Source organism: Mycobacterium sp. UM_11 (assembly GCF_001414075.1).
GTDB lineage: Bacteria > Actinomycetota > Actinomycetes > Mycobacteriales > Mycobacteriaceae > Mycobacterium.
Window position 1 is genome coordinate 1 of the sequence record NZ_LATC01000002.1, and the last position, 17,847, is coordinate 17,847.

Consider the following 17,847-nt stretch of genomic DNA (forward strand, 5'->3'; position numbering starts at 1 on the left):
ATGTGTATAAGAGACAGGACCCGGTGATGCTGGACCTGCTGCGCTGGCACGGCGCCGAAGAGGTCGAGCACAAGGCCGTCGCGTTCGACACCATGAAGCACCTGCGCGCCGGGTACTGGCGCCAGGTGCGCACCCAGTTGCTGATCACGCCGGCGCTGCTGTGGCTGTTCGTCCGCGGCGTGCGGTTCATGTACTCGGTCGACCCGTATCTGCCGCCGGGCACCAAACCGCGCTGGCGCGACTACTTCAGCGCGGCGCGGCGGGGCCTGGTGCCCGGGCCCTTCCAGTTCCTGCGGGTCATCGGCGCCTACTACACGCCGAGTTTCCACCCGTCCAAACTGGGTGGGGTGGGGCGCGCGGTCGACTACCTGGCCCGATCACCGGCAGCCCGCGCCGCGCACTGAGCATCGGAGAGTACGCACGAATGACCCAGTCCACCAACGTAATCGCCTCCGACGGCGTGTCCTTGGCCGTCCACGCCCACTCGGAGCTCGATCGGGGGCGCCCGACGATCCTGGCGATCCACGGCTACCCGGATAACCACCACGTGTGGGACGGCGTTGCCGACGCGCTCGGCGACCGCTACAACTTCGTGGCCGTCGACGTGCGGGGCGCCGGTGAATCGTCGCGGCCGAGGCGCCGCGCGGGATACCGCCTGCCGCAACTGGTTTCGGATATCGGCGCGGTGATCGACAGCCTCGGGGTGGACCAGGTTCACCTGATAGCGCACGACTGGGGGTCGATCCAGGCCTGGGCGGCGGTCACCGATGACGCGGTGATGGGCAGGGTCGCCTCGTTCACGTCGATCTCGGGGCCGCACCTGAACTATGCGGGCAAGTTCCTGCGGTCCGCCCGCACGCCCCGCGGCGTGTTCGACGTGCTCAAGCAGGCGTTGGCGTCGTCGTACATCTGGTTCTTCCTGTGCCCGGGGGTGCCCGAGGTGGCGATCTGGACCCGGGCCAGCGTCACGGTTTTCGCCGGGGTCGAACTCATCGGCCGGCCACGTCGGACCGACCGACGGCGCGCGGCGACCACCCGGTCGACCCGCGACTACGTCAACGGGCTGAACCTGTACCGCGCCAACATGCCAGGGCCGTTCCTGGCGCCCGGGAAGCAGCTGCCGCAGACCAAGGTCCCCGTGCAGGTGTTGGTGGCGCGCATGGACTATTTCGTCTCGCCGCCCCTGCAGCGGTTCACCGGCTCGATACCGCCCCACGGTCGGGTCGTCGACATCGAGGGTGGCCACTGGGTGGTGTCCTCGCACCCCGACGTCATCGCCGGGCTCACGGCCGAGTGGGTCGACCAGAACACCGTTGGCGTAGGACAGTAGCCGTGGCACAGGCGATTTGGAACAGCCGACCCGCCGACCTGTACGGTCGGCCCAGGCGCGATCGCCTCTACACTGCGCTGTGGGGGGTGGGCACCCTCTTCGGCGGCTTGGCCTCGGCCTCGCGGTGGAGCCCGTCGCGGGTGCTGCCGGTGCGGCGGACCACCACCGCGGTGGTCACCAAGCGTGAAGTCCTCACGCCCGACGTGGTCGCCCTGACGCTCGCCGACCCGCAAGGCGGGTTGCTGCCGTCCTGGACCCCGGGCGCGCACATCGACGTCCGGCTGGCTTCGGGCCGCCGCCGCCAGTACTCACTGTGCGGTTCGCCGGGACGGCGCACCGACTACCGCATCGCGGTGCGCCGGATCGCCGACGGCGGTGGCGGCTCGATCGAAATGCACGACACCTTCGCCGTCGGCGACGCGATCGAGTTCGAGGGCCCCCGCAACGCGTTCTATCTCGTCACCGACGAGCGCGAGGTGCTGTTCGTGATCGGCGGCATCGGTGTGACACCGATCCTGCCCATGATTCGACTCGCCCAGCAGCACGGAATCGATTGGCGCGCCGTGTATGCCGGGCGGAGCCGGGAGTACATGCCGCTGCTCGACGAGCTGCTGGCGGTGGCGCCCGAGCGGGTCACGGTGTGGGCCGACGATGAGCGCGGCCGCATCCCCGCCGCGTCGGAACTGCTCGCCGGCGCGGGTCCGACGACGGCCGTCTACGTGTGCGGCCCGACCGCCATGCTCGAGTCGGTGCGCGTGCTGCGCGACCAACACGCCGACGCGCCACTGCATTACGAACGGTTCGGGCCGCCGCCCGTCGTCGACGGTGTCCCGTTCGAGCTCGAACTCGCCCGTTCGCGGCGGGTGCTCGCCGTCCCGGCGAACCGGTCGGCGCTGGACGTGATGCGCGACGGCGACCCGACGACGGCGTACTCGTGCCAGCAAGGATTCTGCGGCACCTGCAAGGTGAAAGTGCTTGCCGGGGAGGTGGATCGGCGTGGCCGCGCCACGGAGGGCGACGGCGAGATGCTGGTCTGCGTGTCGCGGGCCAAGGGCGATCGCCTGGTGATCGACGCCTGATCAAGCCGGGTAGGCGTGCACGAGCGCGCTGTTGAGTTTTGGCACGGCGTGGGTTAGCTCGTGTTCGGCGTCGTGAGCGATGCGGTGGGCATCCTCGAGGCTGGTGCGGGGATCGATGTCGAGTTCCACGTCGGCGTGCAGCTGGTGACCTATCCAGCGCATCCGGACGCTTCGCACACTGCGGACACCGGGCCGAGCGGCAAGGCACGCTTCGGCGATATCGACGAGCGCGGGGTCCACCGCGTCCATGAGCCGGCGGAAGATGTCGCGCACCGCGCGGTACAGCACCGCCACGATCGCCACCGTGATGATCATGCCGACGACCGGGTCCGCGATCGGGTAGCCGAGAGCAACACCGATCGCCCCGAAAAGCACTGCCAACGAGGTGAATCCGTCGGTTCGCGCGTGGAGGCCGTCGGCGACGAGGGCGGCCGAGCCGATGCGGCGGCCGATCCGAATCCGGTAGCTGGCCACGCCCTCGTTACCCAGGAAGCCGATCACGCCGGCCGCGGCAACCCAGCCGACGTGCTCGACGGCAACGGGGTGCATGAGCCGCAGGACCGCTTCGTAGCCGGCCACGATCGCCGACAGGGCGATCATGGTGATGACGAACAGGCCGGCGATGTCCTCGGCGCGCCCGTAGCCGTAGGTGTAGCGGCGGGTCGGCGCGCGTCGGCCCAGCGAGAACGCGATCGAGAGCGGCACCGCGGTCAGCGCGTCCGAGAAATTGTGAATGGTGTCGGCGGCCAGGGCGATGGATCCGGAAAGGATGGCGATCACCACTTGCATGGCGGCGGTCGCGCCCAGGCCAGCGAGCCCGATCTTGACGGCCCGGATGCCGGCGGCGCTGGATTTCAGCGCAGTGTCGACGCTGTCGGCGGCGTCGTGGCTGTGCGGGACGAGGGCGTGCGTGAGGATGCCGCGAAGTCCGTGGGCATGCCCGTGACCGTGGTCGCCGTCCGCGCTCATCCGCGTGTTGCCCGCTTATCTGCATGCATACGCAGATAATAAGCCACCTGGGCGGCTCAGGACCAGGGACCGGGGAAGCGGCCGTCCTGGTCCTGCACCATCACGATGTCCTTGCAGTCGCCGTTCAGGGCGGCGGCGTTCTCGCCCCGGCACACCAGCGTCCAGCCCGATATCCGCGCGAAGGGCCGGACGGACCAGGTGGTCGCGATCGGCTCGGTGGCGGGCAGGGCGAGGACCGCAAACGTGTTGCCGGCGTTGGTGATGTACAGGTGGTCTTCGAAGAACGCGATCTTGGCCACCGACATCTTCTTCGCCTCATCGTGTGTCTTCAAAAAGTCCCACTGCTGGCTGCGCAGGTTCCACACCCCGAAGCCGAATGAGGTGCCCTCCGAATCGTGGCCGTCGACAAACAATTTCCCGCCGGACAACGTCGCGGACAGCCCGCCGCCGGGAATGCGGTCGGAGTCGCCGACTTTGATGACGGCCTTGGCGTTCAGGTCGTAGAACATGGTCGAGAGCGCCGCGGGGTTGGCGGGATCCGAATGGGTGATCTTCACGAGTTTGTCGGGCCCATCGGACAATTCGGCGTCCACGCTGCGAATGTCGTTGTCCTGGAGGATCGGCTCCCCGCTGGGCCGGCGCAGTTCGGCGCCCGACGTCTTGGCCGGATCGGAGTTGCGTTGGAACGCCAGGACGTCCTGCCAGGCGCGCCCGGATTGGGGGTCGTTCCAGGGCATCGACAGGTCGGTGGGGGACAGGATCACCGTCCGCGGCGGCGACGTGGGGGCGCGGCCGTCGGTGAAGGCGTTGATCCACGCGACGCCCGCCGCGGTCGAGGACAGGCCCCAGTCCTTGGCCGCGCTGAGCTTCAGGTCGGGGGTGGGCGGCTGCAGTTCCTTGGTCGCCAGCGGTTGGCCGGCCTTGAAGTCGTAGGCATATGCGGTCGCCTTGGTGACTTCGGGTTGTTGCGCCTGCGCGGGTTTGACGGTCGTGACGAGGTAGACGACCTTCATGTCGTCGGCCGTGCCGGTCAGCGCGCAGATGGCGCCGGTGAGATTTTCGCCGGCGGGAACGGCCGGGACCGGCGGCGCGACGTATTGCCCGGTCTTGGTGTCGAAGATCTTGGGGCGGATGTCGTCGAGCGCGGATTTGCCGCCCGAATACTTGTCGGGGCAGCCGAAGTAGGCCGTGCCGCCATAGGTCTTCCAGTCCTTTTCCAGCGGACCCGTGATCGGCGCCGGCGACGGAACGGCGGTCGGCTTCGGCTTGGCCGACGAGGTGGTGGGGGTCGCCGCGGGCGGGGCCGCGGTCGCCGAGCAGGACGCGATGGCCAGGCAGGCGGCCGGCGCCACGAGGGCAAGCCCGTATTTGGGCATGGTTCGCCCAGTTGACGCCCGCATCGAAAACCCCCGTTAAGTTCGTGTAACCAAGGAGCGTAAAGCCGCCTCCGCACGCCCGCGACTTAAGGCGGCCTGCGTCACATGGGCGCCGGCTAGCGGTCGAATTCGATGGGCAGGCTCGTCGGGCCGCTCAGGCTCACCATCGGCTTCCACGGCACCGGTCCGGCCGTGCGCGGGTTGAGCAGGCGGCCGGCGATGACGTTCAGCGCCTCGGCGATCTCGCGGCGGGCCAGGTTGGCGCCCAGGCAGTAGTGCACCCCGCCGCCGAAGGTCAGGATGGGCGGCGCCCCCTCGCGGGTGATGTCGACGCGGTCGGGGTCGTCGTAGACCGCCGGGTCGCGGTTGGCCGCGGCGGTGTTGACCAGGACCATCGTTCCGGCCGGGAACAGGTAGCCGTCCAGCTCGGCGTCCCGCACCACCAGGCGAATGGTGCCGCACGCGATCGGGGAGTGCCGCATGGTCTCCTCGACCGCCCGCATCGCCAGCTCGGGGTGCTCCTTGAGCAGGCCCCATTGCTCGTGGTGCTCGCAGAGGACGTGCACCGACGCGGCCACCTGGTTGCGGGTGGTGTCGGTACCCGCCAGCAGGAGGCCGCCCGCGAGCATCCGCAATTCGGCGGTGTTCAGGCGGTCGCCGTCATCCTCCGCGCGAATCAGGTCGGAGAGCAGGTCGTCGGTCAGGCTGTGCCGCCGCCGCGCGACCATGTCGTCGACGTAGTCGTCGAGCTCGCCCCACGCGCGCATTACGACCGGCTCGACCTCGCGGATGTCGACGCTGAAGCTGAAGGCCTTGAAGACGTCGTCCGCCCACAGCGAGAACTGCCGCCAGTCCTCGCGCGGGGCGCCGAGCAGCGCGCAGATGATCGGGACGGGATAGGGCCGGGCGAGGTCGGTGACGACGTCGCAGCGGCCCGCGTCGATGACCGTGTCGATCAGCCCGTTCATCACCTCGACCATGGTGTCGTGCAGGCGCAGGGTCGCGCGGGGCGTGAACGCCTTGGACGTCAGGCTACGCAGGCGATGGTGCTCGTCGCCCTCCAGGCACAGCAGGCTGTTGATCACCTTGTCCCACAGCGGGCCCGACGTGACGCCCTGGGCGAGCAGATTGATCCCGGGCGGGATCTGGAAGCGAGCGTCGCGCAGCACCGAGCGGACCAGGTGATAGGAGAGGACTTCCGGGCCGTGCGGTCCGATGGCGACCGGCGCCTGCCGCTGCGCCGCCTGCAGGCGCGGATAGACCTCGGCGGGCGATTCCTCGGCACCGTACGCCAACGTGGGCAGGTCGGCATCGAAAACACTGGTAGGAGCGGTACCGACGGTCATGGCGGTCTCCTAGCGACAACTTTCACACAATGTATGGCCGCCCTGGGGGAGTGTCAACGACATTGGGGTTCAAACCCGCCAGCCGCCATACGAAAAGGACGCTATGTGTGGCCAGCGTGGCGGCGGCTAGCCGCGTCGCCTGCCGCGGACCAGCTGGCCGCCGATCAGGGCGACCGCGAACGCGCCGCCGGTCACTCCCGAAATGAGCAGGGGCAGTTGGCCGTTCGAACCCCACAGGAAGCCCGCCCACAACCCGGCCGCCAGCACGGCCAGCCCGACGCCGCCCTGGAACACCCCCTGCGCGCTGGCCTGATGATCCTCGTCGACCAGCCCCGAGATCCAGGCCTTCCCGACGCCGTCGGTGCAGCCGGTGAACATTCCGTAGGCGCCGATCAGCAGCCACGCCGTCACCGCGTCGGTGGTCAGCCCCAGCCCCACGTAGCCGATCGCGAAGAAGGTCAGCCCGACGCCGAACAACGCCGGCCTGCCGATGCGGTCGGCCAGCGAGCCGGCCGGGTAACTGGCCAACGCGTACACCGCGTTGTATCCGACGTAGGCCAGGATCACCCCCACCACCGAGAAGCCGATCTCGTTGAGCCGCAACAACAACAGGGCGTCAGGAAAGTTCACCACGCTGAAGGCGACCAGCAGCGCCGTCACCCGCCAGTACGGTCGCGGCAGCGAGCGCACCCCGGCCCACATGGACTCGCGCTTTTCTCGCGGGGCGCGCCGGCCGCGCTCGCGCACGAGGAAGACCAACGCCACGGACAGGACGGCGGGCACGATGGCGACATACAGCAACGGCGGGATCCGGTGGTCCAGCAGCTCGTAGCCCGCCAACCCGAGCAGCGGGCCCACCACCGCGCCGAAGGTGTCCATCGCGCGGTGGAAGCCGAACACCCGGCCGCGCAGGGCGTCGGGCACGTCGGCGACCAGCAGCGCGTCGCGTGGGGCACCGCGCACGCCCTTGCCGAGCCGATCGACGACGCGGCCCGCCAGCACGCCCGGCCACGCCCCGGCGACGGCGACGATGACCTTGCCGAGCGCCGCCATCCCGTAACCGGCGGCGATCAGCGGGCGCCGCGCGAACCGGTCCCCGAGCGGGCCCGCCGCCAGTTTCGTCAGTGACGCCGCGCCCTCGGCCGCGCCCTCGACGGCTCCCACCACGGACGGTGGCGCGCCCAGCACAGCCGTCAGGTAGATCGGCAGCAGCGGGTACAGCAGCTCGCTGGCGGCGTCCTGCAGGAACGAGACCCCGGAGAGCACCGCGACGTTGCGGGTGAGCCAGCGGGGCCTCGCGTCGGTTTCACCCTTGCGCACGAAGCCGCACCATCCGCGTCGTCGACGTCTCGTCCAGCTCGACGACATCGGACCGCGACCGCAGGAAATCACTGAACGAGCGGAACCCCAAAGACCTTTCGCTGAACGACGGGTCCATCCGCTTCATCTGTGCCTTCACCGCGGAGTTGTGCAGCCAATCGACGTCGTCCTTGTCCAGGCCGATCTGCAGCGCGCGGGTCAGCAGCGCCGTGGCGGCGGCCTGCGGATCGGGCGGCTCCGGTTCCTCCGGCTGCGCCGCCTTGGCCTTTCCGGTCCGCCGTTTCGCCGGCTTCGCCTCGGCTTCCGCGGGCTCGGGTTCCAAGGCAGGAACCCCGGGCAGCGAGTCGTAGATGACGAACTCGTCGCAGGCGGCCGCGAGCGCCCGGCTGGACGCGCCGGCCACCCCGATGCCCACCACGTACCGCCCGAGGCGCTTGCAGCGCTGCGCCAGCGGGATGTAGTCGGAGTCGCCGGCCACGATCACCACGTGGGTCAGGTCGGGCAGCCGGAACATGTCCTCGACCGCGTCCACCGCCAGCCGGATATCCGCACCGTTCTTGCCGTAGGCCGCCGCGGGGAACAGCTGCACCAGGTCGACCGCGCGGGCCACCAGCTGCCCGCGATACCCGGCGTTGATGTCCGCCGACCAGTCCGCGTAGGCCCGGGTGAGCACCAGCGTCCCGAACGACGACGCGAAGTCGAGGATCGCCGCGACGTCGACCGTGGCCCGGTCCAGTCGCTCGGCGTACTGCTCGAGCCCCTTGGCCTTATCGCGCTGGAACGAGTTGCGGCCGTGCACCTGGTCATATCGCGAGATCACGATGTTGTCGAAGTCGAGGTAGACGGCCACGCGGGCCGCAACCGGTTCGGTCATGGGCTAAATCATCGCTGAGGCGTCCGGCACTGCGGCGCCCGGAAGCGGTTTCCGTCACGATTCGGCCGTAATCGGTGCCGGAGTGGGTATCCCCGGGGCCATGAACGAGTTGAAGTATCTGGAGCTGCACGGCGATCGCGTCGCGTACCGCGACGAGGGCGACGGCGAGGCGCTCCTGCTCATCCACGGCATGGCCGGTAGCTCGGAGACCTGGCGGTCGGTGATTCCGCCGCTGTCGAAGAAGTTCCGCGTGATCGCGCCCGACCTGCTCGGGCACGGCGAGTCGGCGAAACCCCGCACGGACTATTCGCTGGGGGCATTCGCGGTCTGGCTTCGCGACCTGCTCGACGAGCTCGGCGTGAGCCAGGCCACCCTGGTGGGCCAATCGCTGGGCGGCGGGGTCGCGATGCAGTTCGTCTATCAGCACCCCGACTACGCCAAGCGGTTGATCCTGATCAGCAGCGGCGGCCTGGGTCCCGACGTGGGATGGGTGCTGCGGCTGCTTTCGGCGCCCGGCGCCGAGCTGGTGTTGCCGATCATCGCGCCGAAGCCCGTGCTGTCCATCGGCAACCGGCTGCGGTCCTGGATGAAGAGCGCCGGCATCCAGTCGCCGCGCGGGGCCGAGCTGTGGAGCGCCTACTCGTCGCTGTCCGACGGCGACACCCGGCAGTCGTTCCTGCGGACGCTGCGGTCGGTGGTCGACTACCGCGGCCAGGCGGTCAGCGCGCTCAGCCGGCTGCGGCTGCGGGAGAACCTGCCGGTCATGGCGATCTGGGGCGAGCGCGACGGCATCATCCCCGTCGATCACGCGTACGCCGCGCACGAGGCCCGCACCGACGCCAGGCTCGAAATCCTGCCCGACGTCGGGCATTTCGCGCAGGTCGAGGCGCCGACCCAGGTCGTGGAGCTGATCGAGGACTTCATCGCGAACGGTGAGCGCCACGAGAGCGACAGCGAGCGGCTACCGCTGTGACCTACGCGCCGCGGTAATCCACCTGCCAGTGCTTGATGCCGTTGATGAACGACGACCGCAACCGCTCCGGCTGTGCGAGCGGGGTCAGGTCGGGTACGAGATCGGCGAGCGCGTTGAACATCAGATCGATCGTCATGCGCGCCAGGTTGGCGCCGATGCAGTAGTGCGCCCCGGTGCCGCCGAAGCCGACGTGGGGGTTCGGGCTGCGCAGGACGTTGAACGAGTACGGGTCGTCGAAGACCTCTTCGTCGAAGTTGGCCGAGCGGTAGAACAGCACCACCCGCTGGCCCTTCGCGATCCGGACGCCGCCGAGCTCGGTGTCCCGGCGCGCGGTGCGCTGAAAGGCCGTGATCGGTGTCGCCCAAAGGATGATCTCGTCCGCCGCGGTCTTGGGCCGCTGAGCCCTGAAAAACTCCCACTGCGCCGGGTAGTCGGTGAAGGCCATCATGCCCTGGGTGATCGAGTTGCGGGTCGTCTCGTTTCCGGCGACGGCCAGCGTGACCACGAACATGCCGAACTCCGCCTCCGACAGGTGCTGGCCCTCGGCGTCGGCCCGAACCAGCGTGGTGACGATGTCGTCGCCGGGGTTCTCCCGCTTGCGGGCCGCCAACTGCATTGCGTACCACATCAATTCGCCGGCGGAGGTCAGCGCGTCGTTTCCGGCGAACTCCGGGTCGTCGCTGCCGATCATGTTGTTGGTCCAGTCGAACAGCTTGTCGTAATCCTCCTGCGGCACCCCCAGCAGCCCGCAGATCGCCTGCAGCGGTAGCTCGCAGGCCACCTGGCGGACGAAGTCCCCCGAGCCCGCCGCCGCGGCCTCGGTCACGATGCGGCGCGCCCGCTCGGAAAGCCCGGCCCGCAGCCGCTCGACCGCGCGGGGCGTGAAGGCCCGCGAGACGATCTTGCGCAACCGGCTGTGTTCGGGGTCGTCCATCATGATCATCGACGCCCGCCCCGCCTCGATCTGCCCGTCCGCCAGGTCTTCTCGGTACCGCGGGACGATCGACTTGGTGGCCGAGGAGAAGACGTCGCTGCGCAGCGAGACATCGCGGACGTCGCGGTGCTTGGTCACCACCCAGTAGCCGCCGTCGCCGAACCCGCCCGCGCCGGGCGCCTGCTCGTTCCACCAGATCGGTTCCGTCGCGCGCAGTTCGGCGAACTCCCGCACCGGGAGGCGGTGGGCATAGATGTCGGGGTCGGTGAAGTCGAAGCCGGGCGGGAGGTTCGGCGTGGCCATCGGCTTCCTCCTCGGACGCGCTTGGGATCGGTAGCAAACCCGACGTGGCTTACTGCCAGCACCATAAAGCCGAGCAATGAAGAAAAGAAGGCTCCATGAAAATCACGGCGATAGTGGCGGCGGGCCTCGCGGCCGGCGCGCTGGCAACGGCCGCTTGCGCGCAGGCCGAGATCGCGGCGGCGCCCGTCGCGACCCACTCCTATCCGTTGGCCCCGCCGGCCGACCCGGAAGCGGAAGTCGCGGAGCTGCAGCAGCAGGTGTCCGACCTGCACGACAACTGGGACAACCTCACCCCGGCGCAACGCCAGCAGCGGCTGACGCAGCTGCAGCAGCAGGCCACCAGGGTGTCCAATGACACGCAGAACCTGCCGCCGGAGCAGCGGCCCGGCGTGGAAATGCGGCTGCTGCAGACCATGTTCGAGCTGTTCGACCTGGTGCGAAAGGCCCAGGGGCCAAACCAACCTTGCTACTTCCCGGCCTGCCTGCCCGGTCTTTAGCCCGTCTCGATTCGGCTGGGCGGCGCCGCGGTTTCGCGCCCACCGAGGTTGGTGGCCGCGGTCACCACCGCCCGCTCGATCTGGCGTAGCGCATGCACAGCGGTGAGCAACCGCCGGGTATCGGGCCCCTCGCGCTGCCGCGCCAGGGTCTCGGCGGCGTCGAGGTCGTCGGCCGCGGACACGATGGTCGGTGCGCGGCCGGTGCCGATGGCGGCGGCCAGCGCGTCGATGTTGCGCCGAGTCTGTGCCGCCGCGGCCGTGAACGCCTGAGCAACGGGTTCCGAGGCCACCGGACCCCGGTACTGCTCGCTGCTGCGCGCCAGGCTGCGGCCGTAGCGGTCGCATGCGGCGAAGATGCGCAGCGCCCGGCGAATGCTGCGCCGGCCCGCGAGGCCGGCGACCCCGGCCAGCAACGGTTTGGCGGTGACCCGGAACTGCTGCAGGTCCCGGTCCAGCTGGCGCGCCCGCTCCGACGGGCTGACGCCCTCGTCGTCGCCGAACATCGTCGCGGCGGAGGCGTCGATCAGCGCCGACAGGCTGGCCAGGAACGTGCGGGTGTCGTCGCGGATCGCGGCGCGGGTGTGCGTCGGCAGCACGACGATGGCCACGGTGGCCCCGATGACCGCACCGAGCGCGGTCTCTTCGATCCGCAACATCAATACGCCGAACGAGAATTGGCCGAGCAGGCCGTACAGCAACGCCAGCATGGTGGTGATCCAGAAGGTCATCAGGCTGTAGGTGACCGTCATGAAATAGAACGCGCAGAACAGGCAGACGAAGATCCCGGCCAGCGCGGCCGTCTTGTCGCCGGCCAGCAGCGAGGCCACCAGCACGCCGCAGGGCACGCCCAGCAACGTGCCGAGCAGGCGTTGCCAGCCCTTGGTCAGGGTCTCGCCCCACGAGTTGGTGCCGGCGAAGATGACGAACGCGGCGATCACCGCCCAATACCAGCGGGCCGGCGACACCAGCTCGCCGGCGACGATGGCCAGCGACGCGGCGACGGCGACCTGGATGGCCTGCCGGGTGGTCGGCCGCAGGCCCTCGGGCGGCGCCTCCTCGGCGGGCCCGTCGGTCGCGTCCGTGCCGTCGGACGCCGGCGGCCGCTCGCTTTCCGTGCCGTCCGGGGTGCCGGTGGCGGCGTGGTCGACGATGGCCCGGACGTCGGCGGTCGCGGTGGCGGCGTTGATTATCGCCAGGGCGAGGCGGCGCACCGCGGCGCCGCCGGAATCGTCGTCGTTCTGCGCGTCCAGCAGCCGCCGCGCCTGGTCGGCGGCGCGCCGAAGGCCGTCGGGTTCGGGCAGGCGGATCGCCCGCGCCAGCCCTGACAGCGCGCCGACGAGCGCGGCCCGGGTCGGGGCGGGGATGGCGGTCGGGGTCTGTGCGGCGAGGGCCGCGGCGCGCCGGCCGGCCGTGGCCACCCACTCGATGGCCAGCTCCGCGTCGAGCAGCCAGGGGGCCAACTGTTCGGCCGTGACGCCCGGCCACAGCATGGCCGGGTCGGCCTTGTCCTCGATCTGGCTCTGCACCATCAGCGCGGTCTCGTTGAGCCGCAGCGTGCGGGCCCGCATGCGGCGCCGGCGCCGTTCATCGAGGCGGCCCGTGCGCACGGCCTCGGCGGTGGTGTCGACGACGATCGCCATCCGCGCCCGTAATGCCCGGATGGTCGCCCGCAGCACGCGCTCGGGCCGGTCGGGCATGACGTAGGTGGTCATCACGAACGTGCACACCGTGCCCACCGCGACCGCCCCGATCATCCACGGCAGCTCCGAGACGCTCGCCCGCAGGTACAGCGTGAAGAAGTAGGACATGAACGCGACCATGCCCAGTGCGCGGCCGCGCGCGCCGAAGCGGCGAATGTAGGCGGCGGTGAAGACGACGACCACGAACACCGCGTCACTGATCACCGGGTGGGGCGCGAGCGCCGCGGCGGCGGTGATGGACACGGCGGCGGGCACGGGCAGCAGCGCCATGGTGATCCGCTGCTGGCGCGGGTCCGGTTCGTTGACCGATCGCGACGCGACCATGGTGATGACGACGCCGAGCAGGGCGACCGTCAGTGGCTGTCCCGTCGCCCGGGTCAGGAGGTAGAGGGCCAGCAGCGAGCAGCCGAGCGCGGCCGTCGTTCGCGTCGCCATGCGCAGCCGCAGCAGACCGGGATCGGAGCCGATCAGCCAGTTGCGGGCTTGCTCGTAGAGCACGGGCCTCCCTTCCCAACCTGCCGAACGCGTCATGGTTACCCGAAGTTCGACACCGGCTAGTCTTCGACATCGTGACAGCGCCGACGCGGGCCAAGCTGGCCGACGGCCGTGACCTGCTGTTCTTCGCGCTGCCCGGGCACCGCCCGACGCCCGTCGAAGATCGCAGGCCCCTGCCCGCGCGCGACGGGCAGCGTACCGAGTTGCGGTTCGACCGAACGACGGGGCAGTGGGTGATCGTCGCCGCGCTGCGGCAGGACCGCACCTACAAGCCGCCCCCGGACCAGTGCCCGCTGTGCCCGGGACCGACGGGATTGACCAGCGAGGTGCCCGCCCCGGACTACGACGTCGTCGTGTTCGAGAACCGGTTCCCCAGCCTGTCCGGCACCGGCGCGGCGCTCGCGCCCCCCGGTGACGGTTTCGTGTCCGTCCCGGGTCAGGGCCGCAGCGAGGTGATCTGCTTCTCCAGCGACCACACCGGATCCTTCGCCGGGCTGGCACCGGCGCATGGCCGGCTGGTCGTCGAGGCGTGGCGGCACCGCACCGGCGAGCTGATGACCACGCCGGGCGTCGAGCAGGTGTTCTGCTTCGAGAACCGCGGCGAGGAGATCGGCGTCACGCTGACCCATCCGCACGGCCAGATCTACGGCTACCCCTATCTGACCCCGCGCACCGCCGCCATGCTCGGGCAGGCCCGCGAACACCGAAACCGCCACGGCACCAACCTTTTCGGCGACCTGCTGGCCGGCGAAGTCGCCGACGGCGGCCGCATCGTCGCGCGCGACGACCTGTTCACCGCGTTCGTGCCGTTCGCCGCGCGCTGGCCCGTCGAGGTGCACATCTACCCGAACAGGTTCGTGCGCAACGTCACCGAACTCGACGGCGACGAGCTGGACGCCTTCGCGCGCGTCTACCTCGACGTGCTGCGGCGATTCGACCGGATGTATTCGGCACCGCTGCCCTACATTTCGGCGTTGCACCAGTACGCCGACACCGACGCCCAGGCCGACGGCTACTTCCACGTCGAGCTGATGTCGATCCGGCGCAGTGCCACCAAGCTCAAGTACCTGGCGGCCTCCGAGTCCGCCATGGACGCGTTCATCAGCGACGTCACGCCCGAAAGCGTGGCCGGGCGACTGCGGGAACTGGGTTGACCGTCTCCTACGCCGCGCCAGGGCGGATCAACCTGATCGGCGAGCACACCGACTACAACCTGGGCTTCGCGCTGCCGATCGCCCTGCCGCAGCGCACGGTGGTGTCGTTCACCCCCGGCGGCGGCGACGCGATCAGCGTGGCCAGCGACCGCGCCGAGGGCCCGGTGCGCATTCCGCTGGACACCGCCCCCGGCGGCGTGACCGGCTGGGCCGCCTACGTGGCCGGGGTGATCTGGGCGCTGCGCGGGGCGGGCCACCCGGTGCCCGGCGGCGCGATGCGGATCACCAGCGACGTGGCCATGGGGTCGGGTTTGTCGTCGTCGGCCGCGCTGGAGTGCGCGGCGCTGGGCGCGCTCGCGGCGGCCGCCGGCGTGCGCATCGAGGCCAAAGACCAGGCGCGCCTGGCCCAGCGCGCCGAGAACGACTACGTCGGCGCCCCCACAGGCCTGCTCGACCAGTTGGCCTCGCTCTTCGCCCGGCCGGCCACCGCGCTGCTGATCGACTTCCGTGACCTCACGGTCGCGCCGGTGGCCTTCGACCCCGACGCCGCGGGCGTCGCGCTCCTGCTGATCGACTCCCGCGCCCGCCACAGCCACGCGGGCGGCGAGTACGCCGCGCGCCGCGCGTCCTGCGAGCGGGCGGCCGCCGATCTCGGGGCGGCCTCGCTGCGGGATGTGCAGGACCGCGGGCCGTCCGCCGTCACCGCGGTGCACGACCCCCTGGACGCCCGCCGCGCCCGCCACGTGCTGAGCGAGAATCAGCGGGTTCTCGATTATGTTGGCGCGCTTCGTGATTCGGACTTCGTCACGGCGGGGCGGATCTTCACCGCCTCGCACGCGTCCATGCGTGACGACTTCGGCATCACCACCGAACACATCGACCTGATCGCGGACACCGCCGTGCGGGCGGGCGCGCTGGGCGCGCGGATGACCGGCGGGGGGTTTGGTGGCTGCGTGATCGCGCTGGTGCCGGCCGAGCGCACCGGCGCGGTCGACGAGGCGGTGCGGCGGGCGGTGGCCGAAGCCGGCCTCGAACAGCCGGTCATCACCCGAACCCGCGCCGCCGCCGGCGCCGGTCCGGCCTGAGGCGCAAATTCCCGCCATAGCTGTAACGCGCTACGCGATAGCTGTAACGTAACGGCTATGCGGGGGATTACGTGCGCAGTGTGTGGCGCGGGCTTCTCGGCCCGGTCCGACGCGGTGTATTGCTCGTCGGCGTGCCGGCAGAAGGCGCATCGCGGTCGATCGGCGCGCCGGACCGCGGCGCTGCGGGAGACCGTTCGGCGAGACGCCGCGAGCCGTCGGGGCCAGACATCCGAGGTCGCCAGGTCGCTGCAACGTTCCGCCGCCAGTTCCATGCAACATGCGCGACAGCAGGTCGACCGGTCCGTCGAACTGTGTCGCACCTCGGAGCTTCGGCTGCAGGAAAGCGACGCCATCCGGCGAGCGGTCCTTCAGATGTCGCCGTCCAACTCGTCCGCGGAGCGTGCGTTGTGGCCTGGCAACTAGACGGACAGACGCCGGTGGTCGAGCGGGCCCTCGCGGGCGGAACCCCGCAGCGCGCCGGCTGGTTTCGCTTTCACTTCGAAGATCAGCGCTGGGAATGGTCCGAACAAGTGCAGCGGATGCACGGGTACGAACCCGGAACGGTGACGCCGACGACCGAGTTGGTCATCGGCCACAAGCACCCGGACGATCGCAACCAGGTGGCCGCAACCATCAACGACATGATCGAACGACGGGGGCCGTTCAGCACCAGGCATCGCATCGTCGACACCCGCGGCGACACGCACGAAGTGGTCGTGGTGGGTGATCAATTCTGCGACGCCAGCGGCGACGTCATCGGCACCCACGGCTTCTACGTCGACGTCACCCCGTCCGCCGACCGTGAGCGCGAGGAAAACATCAGCGCGCAGGTGGCCGAAATCACCGAGCGCCGCGGCGCCATCGACCGGACCAAAGGGATGCTGATGCTCGTCTACGGCGTCGACGAGGATGCGGCGTTCAACCTGCTCAGATCGCTTTCCCAGGTACGCAACATGAAGCTGGGAGCGCTCGCCGAACAAATCGCGCAGGACTTCTCCGAGCTGGCCAAGGAGGCCATCGCGTCGCGCTCACGGTTCGACCAGCGCCTGCTCACCGCGCACGAACGGGTGTCCGAGGCGTAGTCATTCGGCCGGCGTCAGCCGCACCGCTCCCAGGTGCATCCGGTCGACCGCCTCGGCGAACTCGTCGCGCGTCGGTATGCGTTGATCGCGAAACTTCAGCCCGATCATGCGTTGCGCGCGCTGGACACCGTAGGACTGCGCGCAGCGCAGGTAGAGATCCGAGACGATCTCGCGGTCGCGGATCAGCTCGCCCCGCATCGCGGTCGTCTTGCCGTCGAAGACGACCTGAGCCGGCGCGCCGCCGCGGAAGTTCTGCTTCCAGGGCGCGCCGGTCAGCGCGTAGAGGTCACCGTCGATCACGTGGGCGCTCACCGGGAGTGAGAACGGCCGGCCGGTCTTGCGCCCGGTGAAGCTCAGCACCATCAGCTGTTTGCGGGCTGGCCCGGCGAGCGGAGTGCGCAGCAGGAAACCCAACATCGGGTTGACGATGCGGAGCACGGCCGAGGGCGGGTGCCCGGCGTCTATCGCATACGACTGCTCTGTCATGCGCTTACCGTACGGCCAATCGCGTTCCTCGGGTGTGATGTCGCCGCGGAGCGGGGCCCCGCGGCGCCGTCACGTTCCTCAGGTGGTGATGGTGGTCTGGTCGTCGATGATGTTGGTGGCGTCCATCAACGGTCCCTGATCGGCCTGCGGGCCCTCGGCGTTGAGCTGGAGCACGTAGACCGCGCCCTGGCTGGGGATCACCACGGTTTTCTGCGCGATGACCCGGGTCGCGCCGCCCTTCTGATACGTGCCGGACAGCTGCCAGGCCTGGAAACCGCCGAGCGTGGACGCGACGCCGTCTCCGGAGCCCTGGTAGCCGGGCAGGTTCTGCACCTCTCCCGGGGCGTACTGGATGATCTTCGCCGGGTCGACGTTGCCGGAAAGCCTGGAGAACAGCGCCGAGATGGTCGGCGGGTCGGAGGGGTTGGTGGGCTGGGTCAGCACGATGCCGCCATACGACGTGCCGGCGTTCTGGTTGATCTGCCAACCGTTGGGCACCGGCAGGTCGACGTTCGGCCCGGGATCGCCGTGGTGCACGGGCGTCTCGGCGATGTTGTTGTCCTTGACGTAGTCCGCGATCGTGTACTTGGCTTTCGCGGCCGGTGCCGCGCTGGTCGCCGACGACGTCGCGGATGTCGACGTGGACGTGCTGGTCGAGGTCGACGATTGGCTGCCGGACTTGTGGTCGTTGCCGCAACCGACGAGCGCCAAACTCAGCGCCACGGAAATGGTTGCTGCCGTCAAATGTTTCATCAATCCAATCTCCCGAAAATTGGGGCCGGTACCAGCGCCGGCCACGCCGAAATGACAGTAGCCCAAATGGCGTGCGACTTTGCCGATATTT

The 17,847-nt window shown here is 69.8% G+C and carries 17 protein-coding genes; 8 read left to right on the forward strand and 9 right to left on the reverse strand.

The window, feature by feature from the left end; translation table 11 throughout:
* The 3 genes from WU80_RS00725 to WU80_RS00735 form a co-directional block, all read left to right on the forward strand.
* Positions 1-404 (forward strand): metal-dependent hydrolase (locus WU80_RS00725; protein ID WP_197285981.1); only part of this gene is annotated, 404 nt, incomplete at its 5' end.
* Positions 405-424: 20 nt separating this feature from the next.
* Positions 425-1,330, forward strand: a complete 906-nt coding sequence (locus WU80_RS00730; protein ID WP_055404241.1) for an alpha/beta fold hydrolase — start codon at positions 425-427, stop codon at positions 1,328-1,330.
* A gap of 2 nt (positions 1,331-1,332) precedes the next feature.
* Positions 1,333-2,409: a PDR/VanB family oxidoreductase gene (locus tag WU80_RS00735; protein WP_055404243.1), complete on the forward strand. Its 1,077-nt coding sequence runs from the start codon at positions 1,333-1,335 to the stop codon at positions 2,407-2,409.
* Here the strand turns inward: WU80_RS00735 and WU80_RS00740 are convergent, their stop codons facing one another.
* The 5 genes from WU80_RS00740 to WU80_RS00760 all read right to left on the reverse strand — a co-directional run bounded on the left by WU80_RS00740 (position 2,410) and on the right by WU80_RS00760 (position 8,294).
* Complete coding sequence (locus WU80_RS00740; RefSeq protein WP_055404245.1) at positions 2,410-3,378, reverse strand: cation diffusion facilitator family transporter; 969 nt, start codon at positions 3,376-3,378, stop codon at positions 2,410-2,412. It lies immediately after the preceding gene.
* A gap of 56 nt (positions 3,379-3,434) precedes the next feature.
* Positions 3,435-4,754, reverse strand: a complete 1,320-nt coding sequence (locus WU80_RS00745) for a hypothetical protein (RefSeq protein ID WP_156349633.1) — start codon at positions 4,752-4,754, stop codon at positions 3,435-3,437.
* 116 nt (positions 4,755-4,870) lie between these two features.
* On the reverse strand, positions 4,871-6,100 hold the full coding sequence (locus WU80_RS00750; RefSeq protein WP_055404248.1) for a cytochrome P450: 1,230 nt from the start codon (positions 6,098-6,100) through the stop codon (positions 4,871-4,873).
* Positions 6,101-6,226: 126 nt separating this feature from the next.
* Positions 6,227-7,420: an MFS transporter gene (locus tag WU80_RS00755; protein WP_055404250.1), complete on the reverse strand. Its 1,194-nt coding sequence runs from the start codon at positions 7,418-7,420 to the stop codon at positions 6,227-6,229.
* Positions 7,407-8,294: an NYN domain-containing protein gene (locus WU80_RS00760; protein WP_055404252.1), complete on the reverse strand. Its 888-nt coding sequence runs from the start codon at positions 8,292-8,294 to the stop codon at positions 7,407-7,409. Before WU80_RS00760 ends, WU80_RS00755 begins: the two co-directional genes overlap by 14 nt.
* A 100-nt stretch (positions 8,295-8,394) precedes the next feature.
* On the opposite strand from WU80_RS00760, the gene WU80_RS00765 reads away from it, so the two are divergent.
* On the forward strand, positions 8,395-9,267 hold the full coding sequence (locus WU80_RS00765) for an alpha/beta fold hydrolase (RefSeq protein ID WP_055404255.1): 873 nt from the start codon (positions 8,395-8,397) through the stop codon (positions 9,265-9,267).
* 1 nt (position 9,268) lies between these two features.
* Here WU80_RS00765 and WU80_RS00770 read toward each other — a convergent pair whose 3' ends face one another.
* Entirely contained in the window at positions 9,269-10,504 is a 1,236-nt protein-coding gene (locus tag WU80_RS00770) for a cytochrome P450 (RefSeq protein WP_055404257.1), read from the reverse strand.
* Between the two features lie 95 nt (positions 10,505-10,599).
* Here WU80_RS00770 and WU80_RS00775 point away from each other — a divergent pair, with 95 nt between their 5' ends.
* The gene (locus WU80_RS00775) at positions 10,600-11,001 is read left to right on the forward strand and encodes a hypothetical protein (protein WP_055404259.1); all 402 of its coding nucleotides are present in this window, start codon (positions 10,600-10,602) and stop codon (positions 10,999-11,001) included.
* On the opposite strand, the gene WU80_RS00780 is transcribed toward WU80_RS00775, so the two are convergent.
* Positions 10,998-13,172: an FUSC family protein gene (locus tag WU80_RS00780; protein ID WP_055405716.1), complete on the reverse strand. Its 2,175-nt coding sequence runs from the start codon at positions 13,170-13,172 to the stop codon at positions 10,998-11,000. The two genes, WU80_RS00775 and WU80_RS00780, sit on opposite strands and share 4 nt — an antisense overlap.
* 98 nt (positions 13,173-13,270) lie before the next feature.
* On the opposite strand from WU80_RS00780, the gene galT reads away from it, so the two are divergent.
* From galT to WU80_RS00800, 3 genes are all read left to right on the forward strand, one after another.
* Positions 13,271-14,350, forward strand: a complete 1,080-nt coding sequence (galT, locus tag WU80_RS00785) for a galactose-1-phosphate uridylyltransferase (RefSeq protein ID WP_197281146.1) — start codon at positions 13,271-13,273, stop codon at positions 14,348-14,350.
* Positions 14,347-15,435 (forward strand): galactokinase, encoded by a 1,089-nt coding sequence (locus WU80_RS00790; RefSeq protein WP_055401179.1) that lies wholly within the window; start codon positions 14,347-14,349, stop codon positions 15,433-15,435. The genes galT and WU80_RS00790 overlap by 4 nt, the downstream gene beginning before the upstream one ends.
* A gap of 407 nt (positions 15,436-15,842) precedes the next feature.
* Positions 15,843-16,517 carry a PAS and ANTAR domain-containing protein gene (locus WU80_RS00800; RefSeq protein WP_055401184.1) on the forward strand — a complete coding sequence of 225 codons (675 nt, stop codon included), beginning with the start codon at positions 15,843-15,845 and terminating at the stop codon, positions 16,515-16,517.
* On the opposite strand, the gene WU80_RS00805 is transcribed toward WU80_RS00800, so the two are convergent.
* Both WU80_RS00805 and WU80_RS00810 read right to left on the reverse strand, forming a co-directional pair.
* Positions 16,518-17,003, reverse strand: coding sequence for a hypothetical protein (locus tag WU80_RS00805; protein WP_055401186.1), 486 nt, complete (start codon positions 17,001-17,003; stop codon positions 16,518-16,520). It abuts the gene before it with no gap.
* Positions 17,004-17,081: 78 nt separating this feature from the next.
* Positions 17,082-17,756 carry an LpqN/LpqT family lipoprotein gene (locus WU80_RS00810; RefSeq protein ID WP_055401188.1) on the reverse strand — a complete coding sequence of 225 codons (675 nt, stop codon included), beginning with the start codon at positions 17,754-17,756 and terminating at the stop codon, positions 17,082-17,084.
* Between the last annotated feature and the right edge of the window lie 91 nt (positions 17,757-17,847).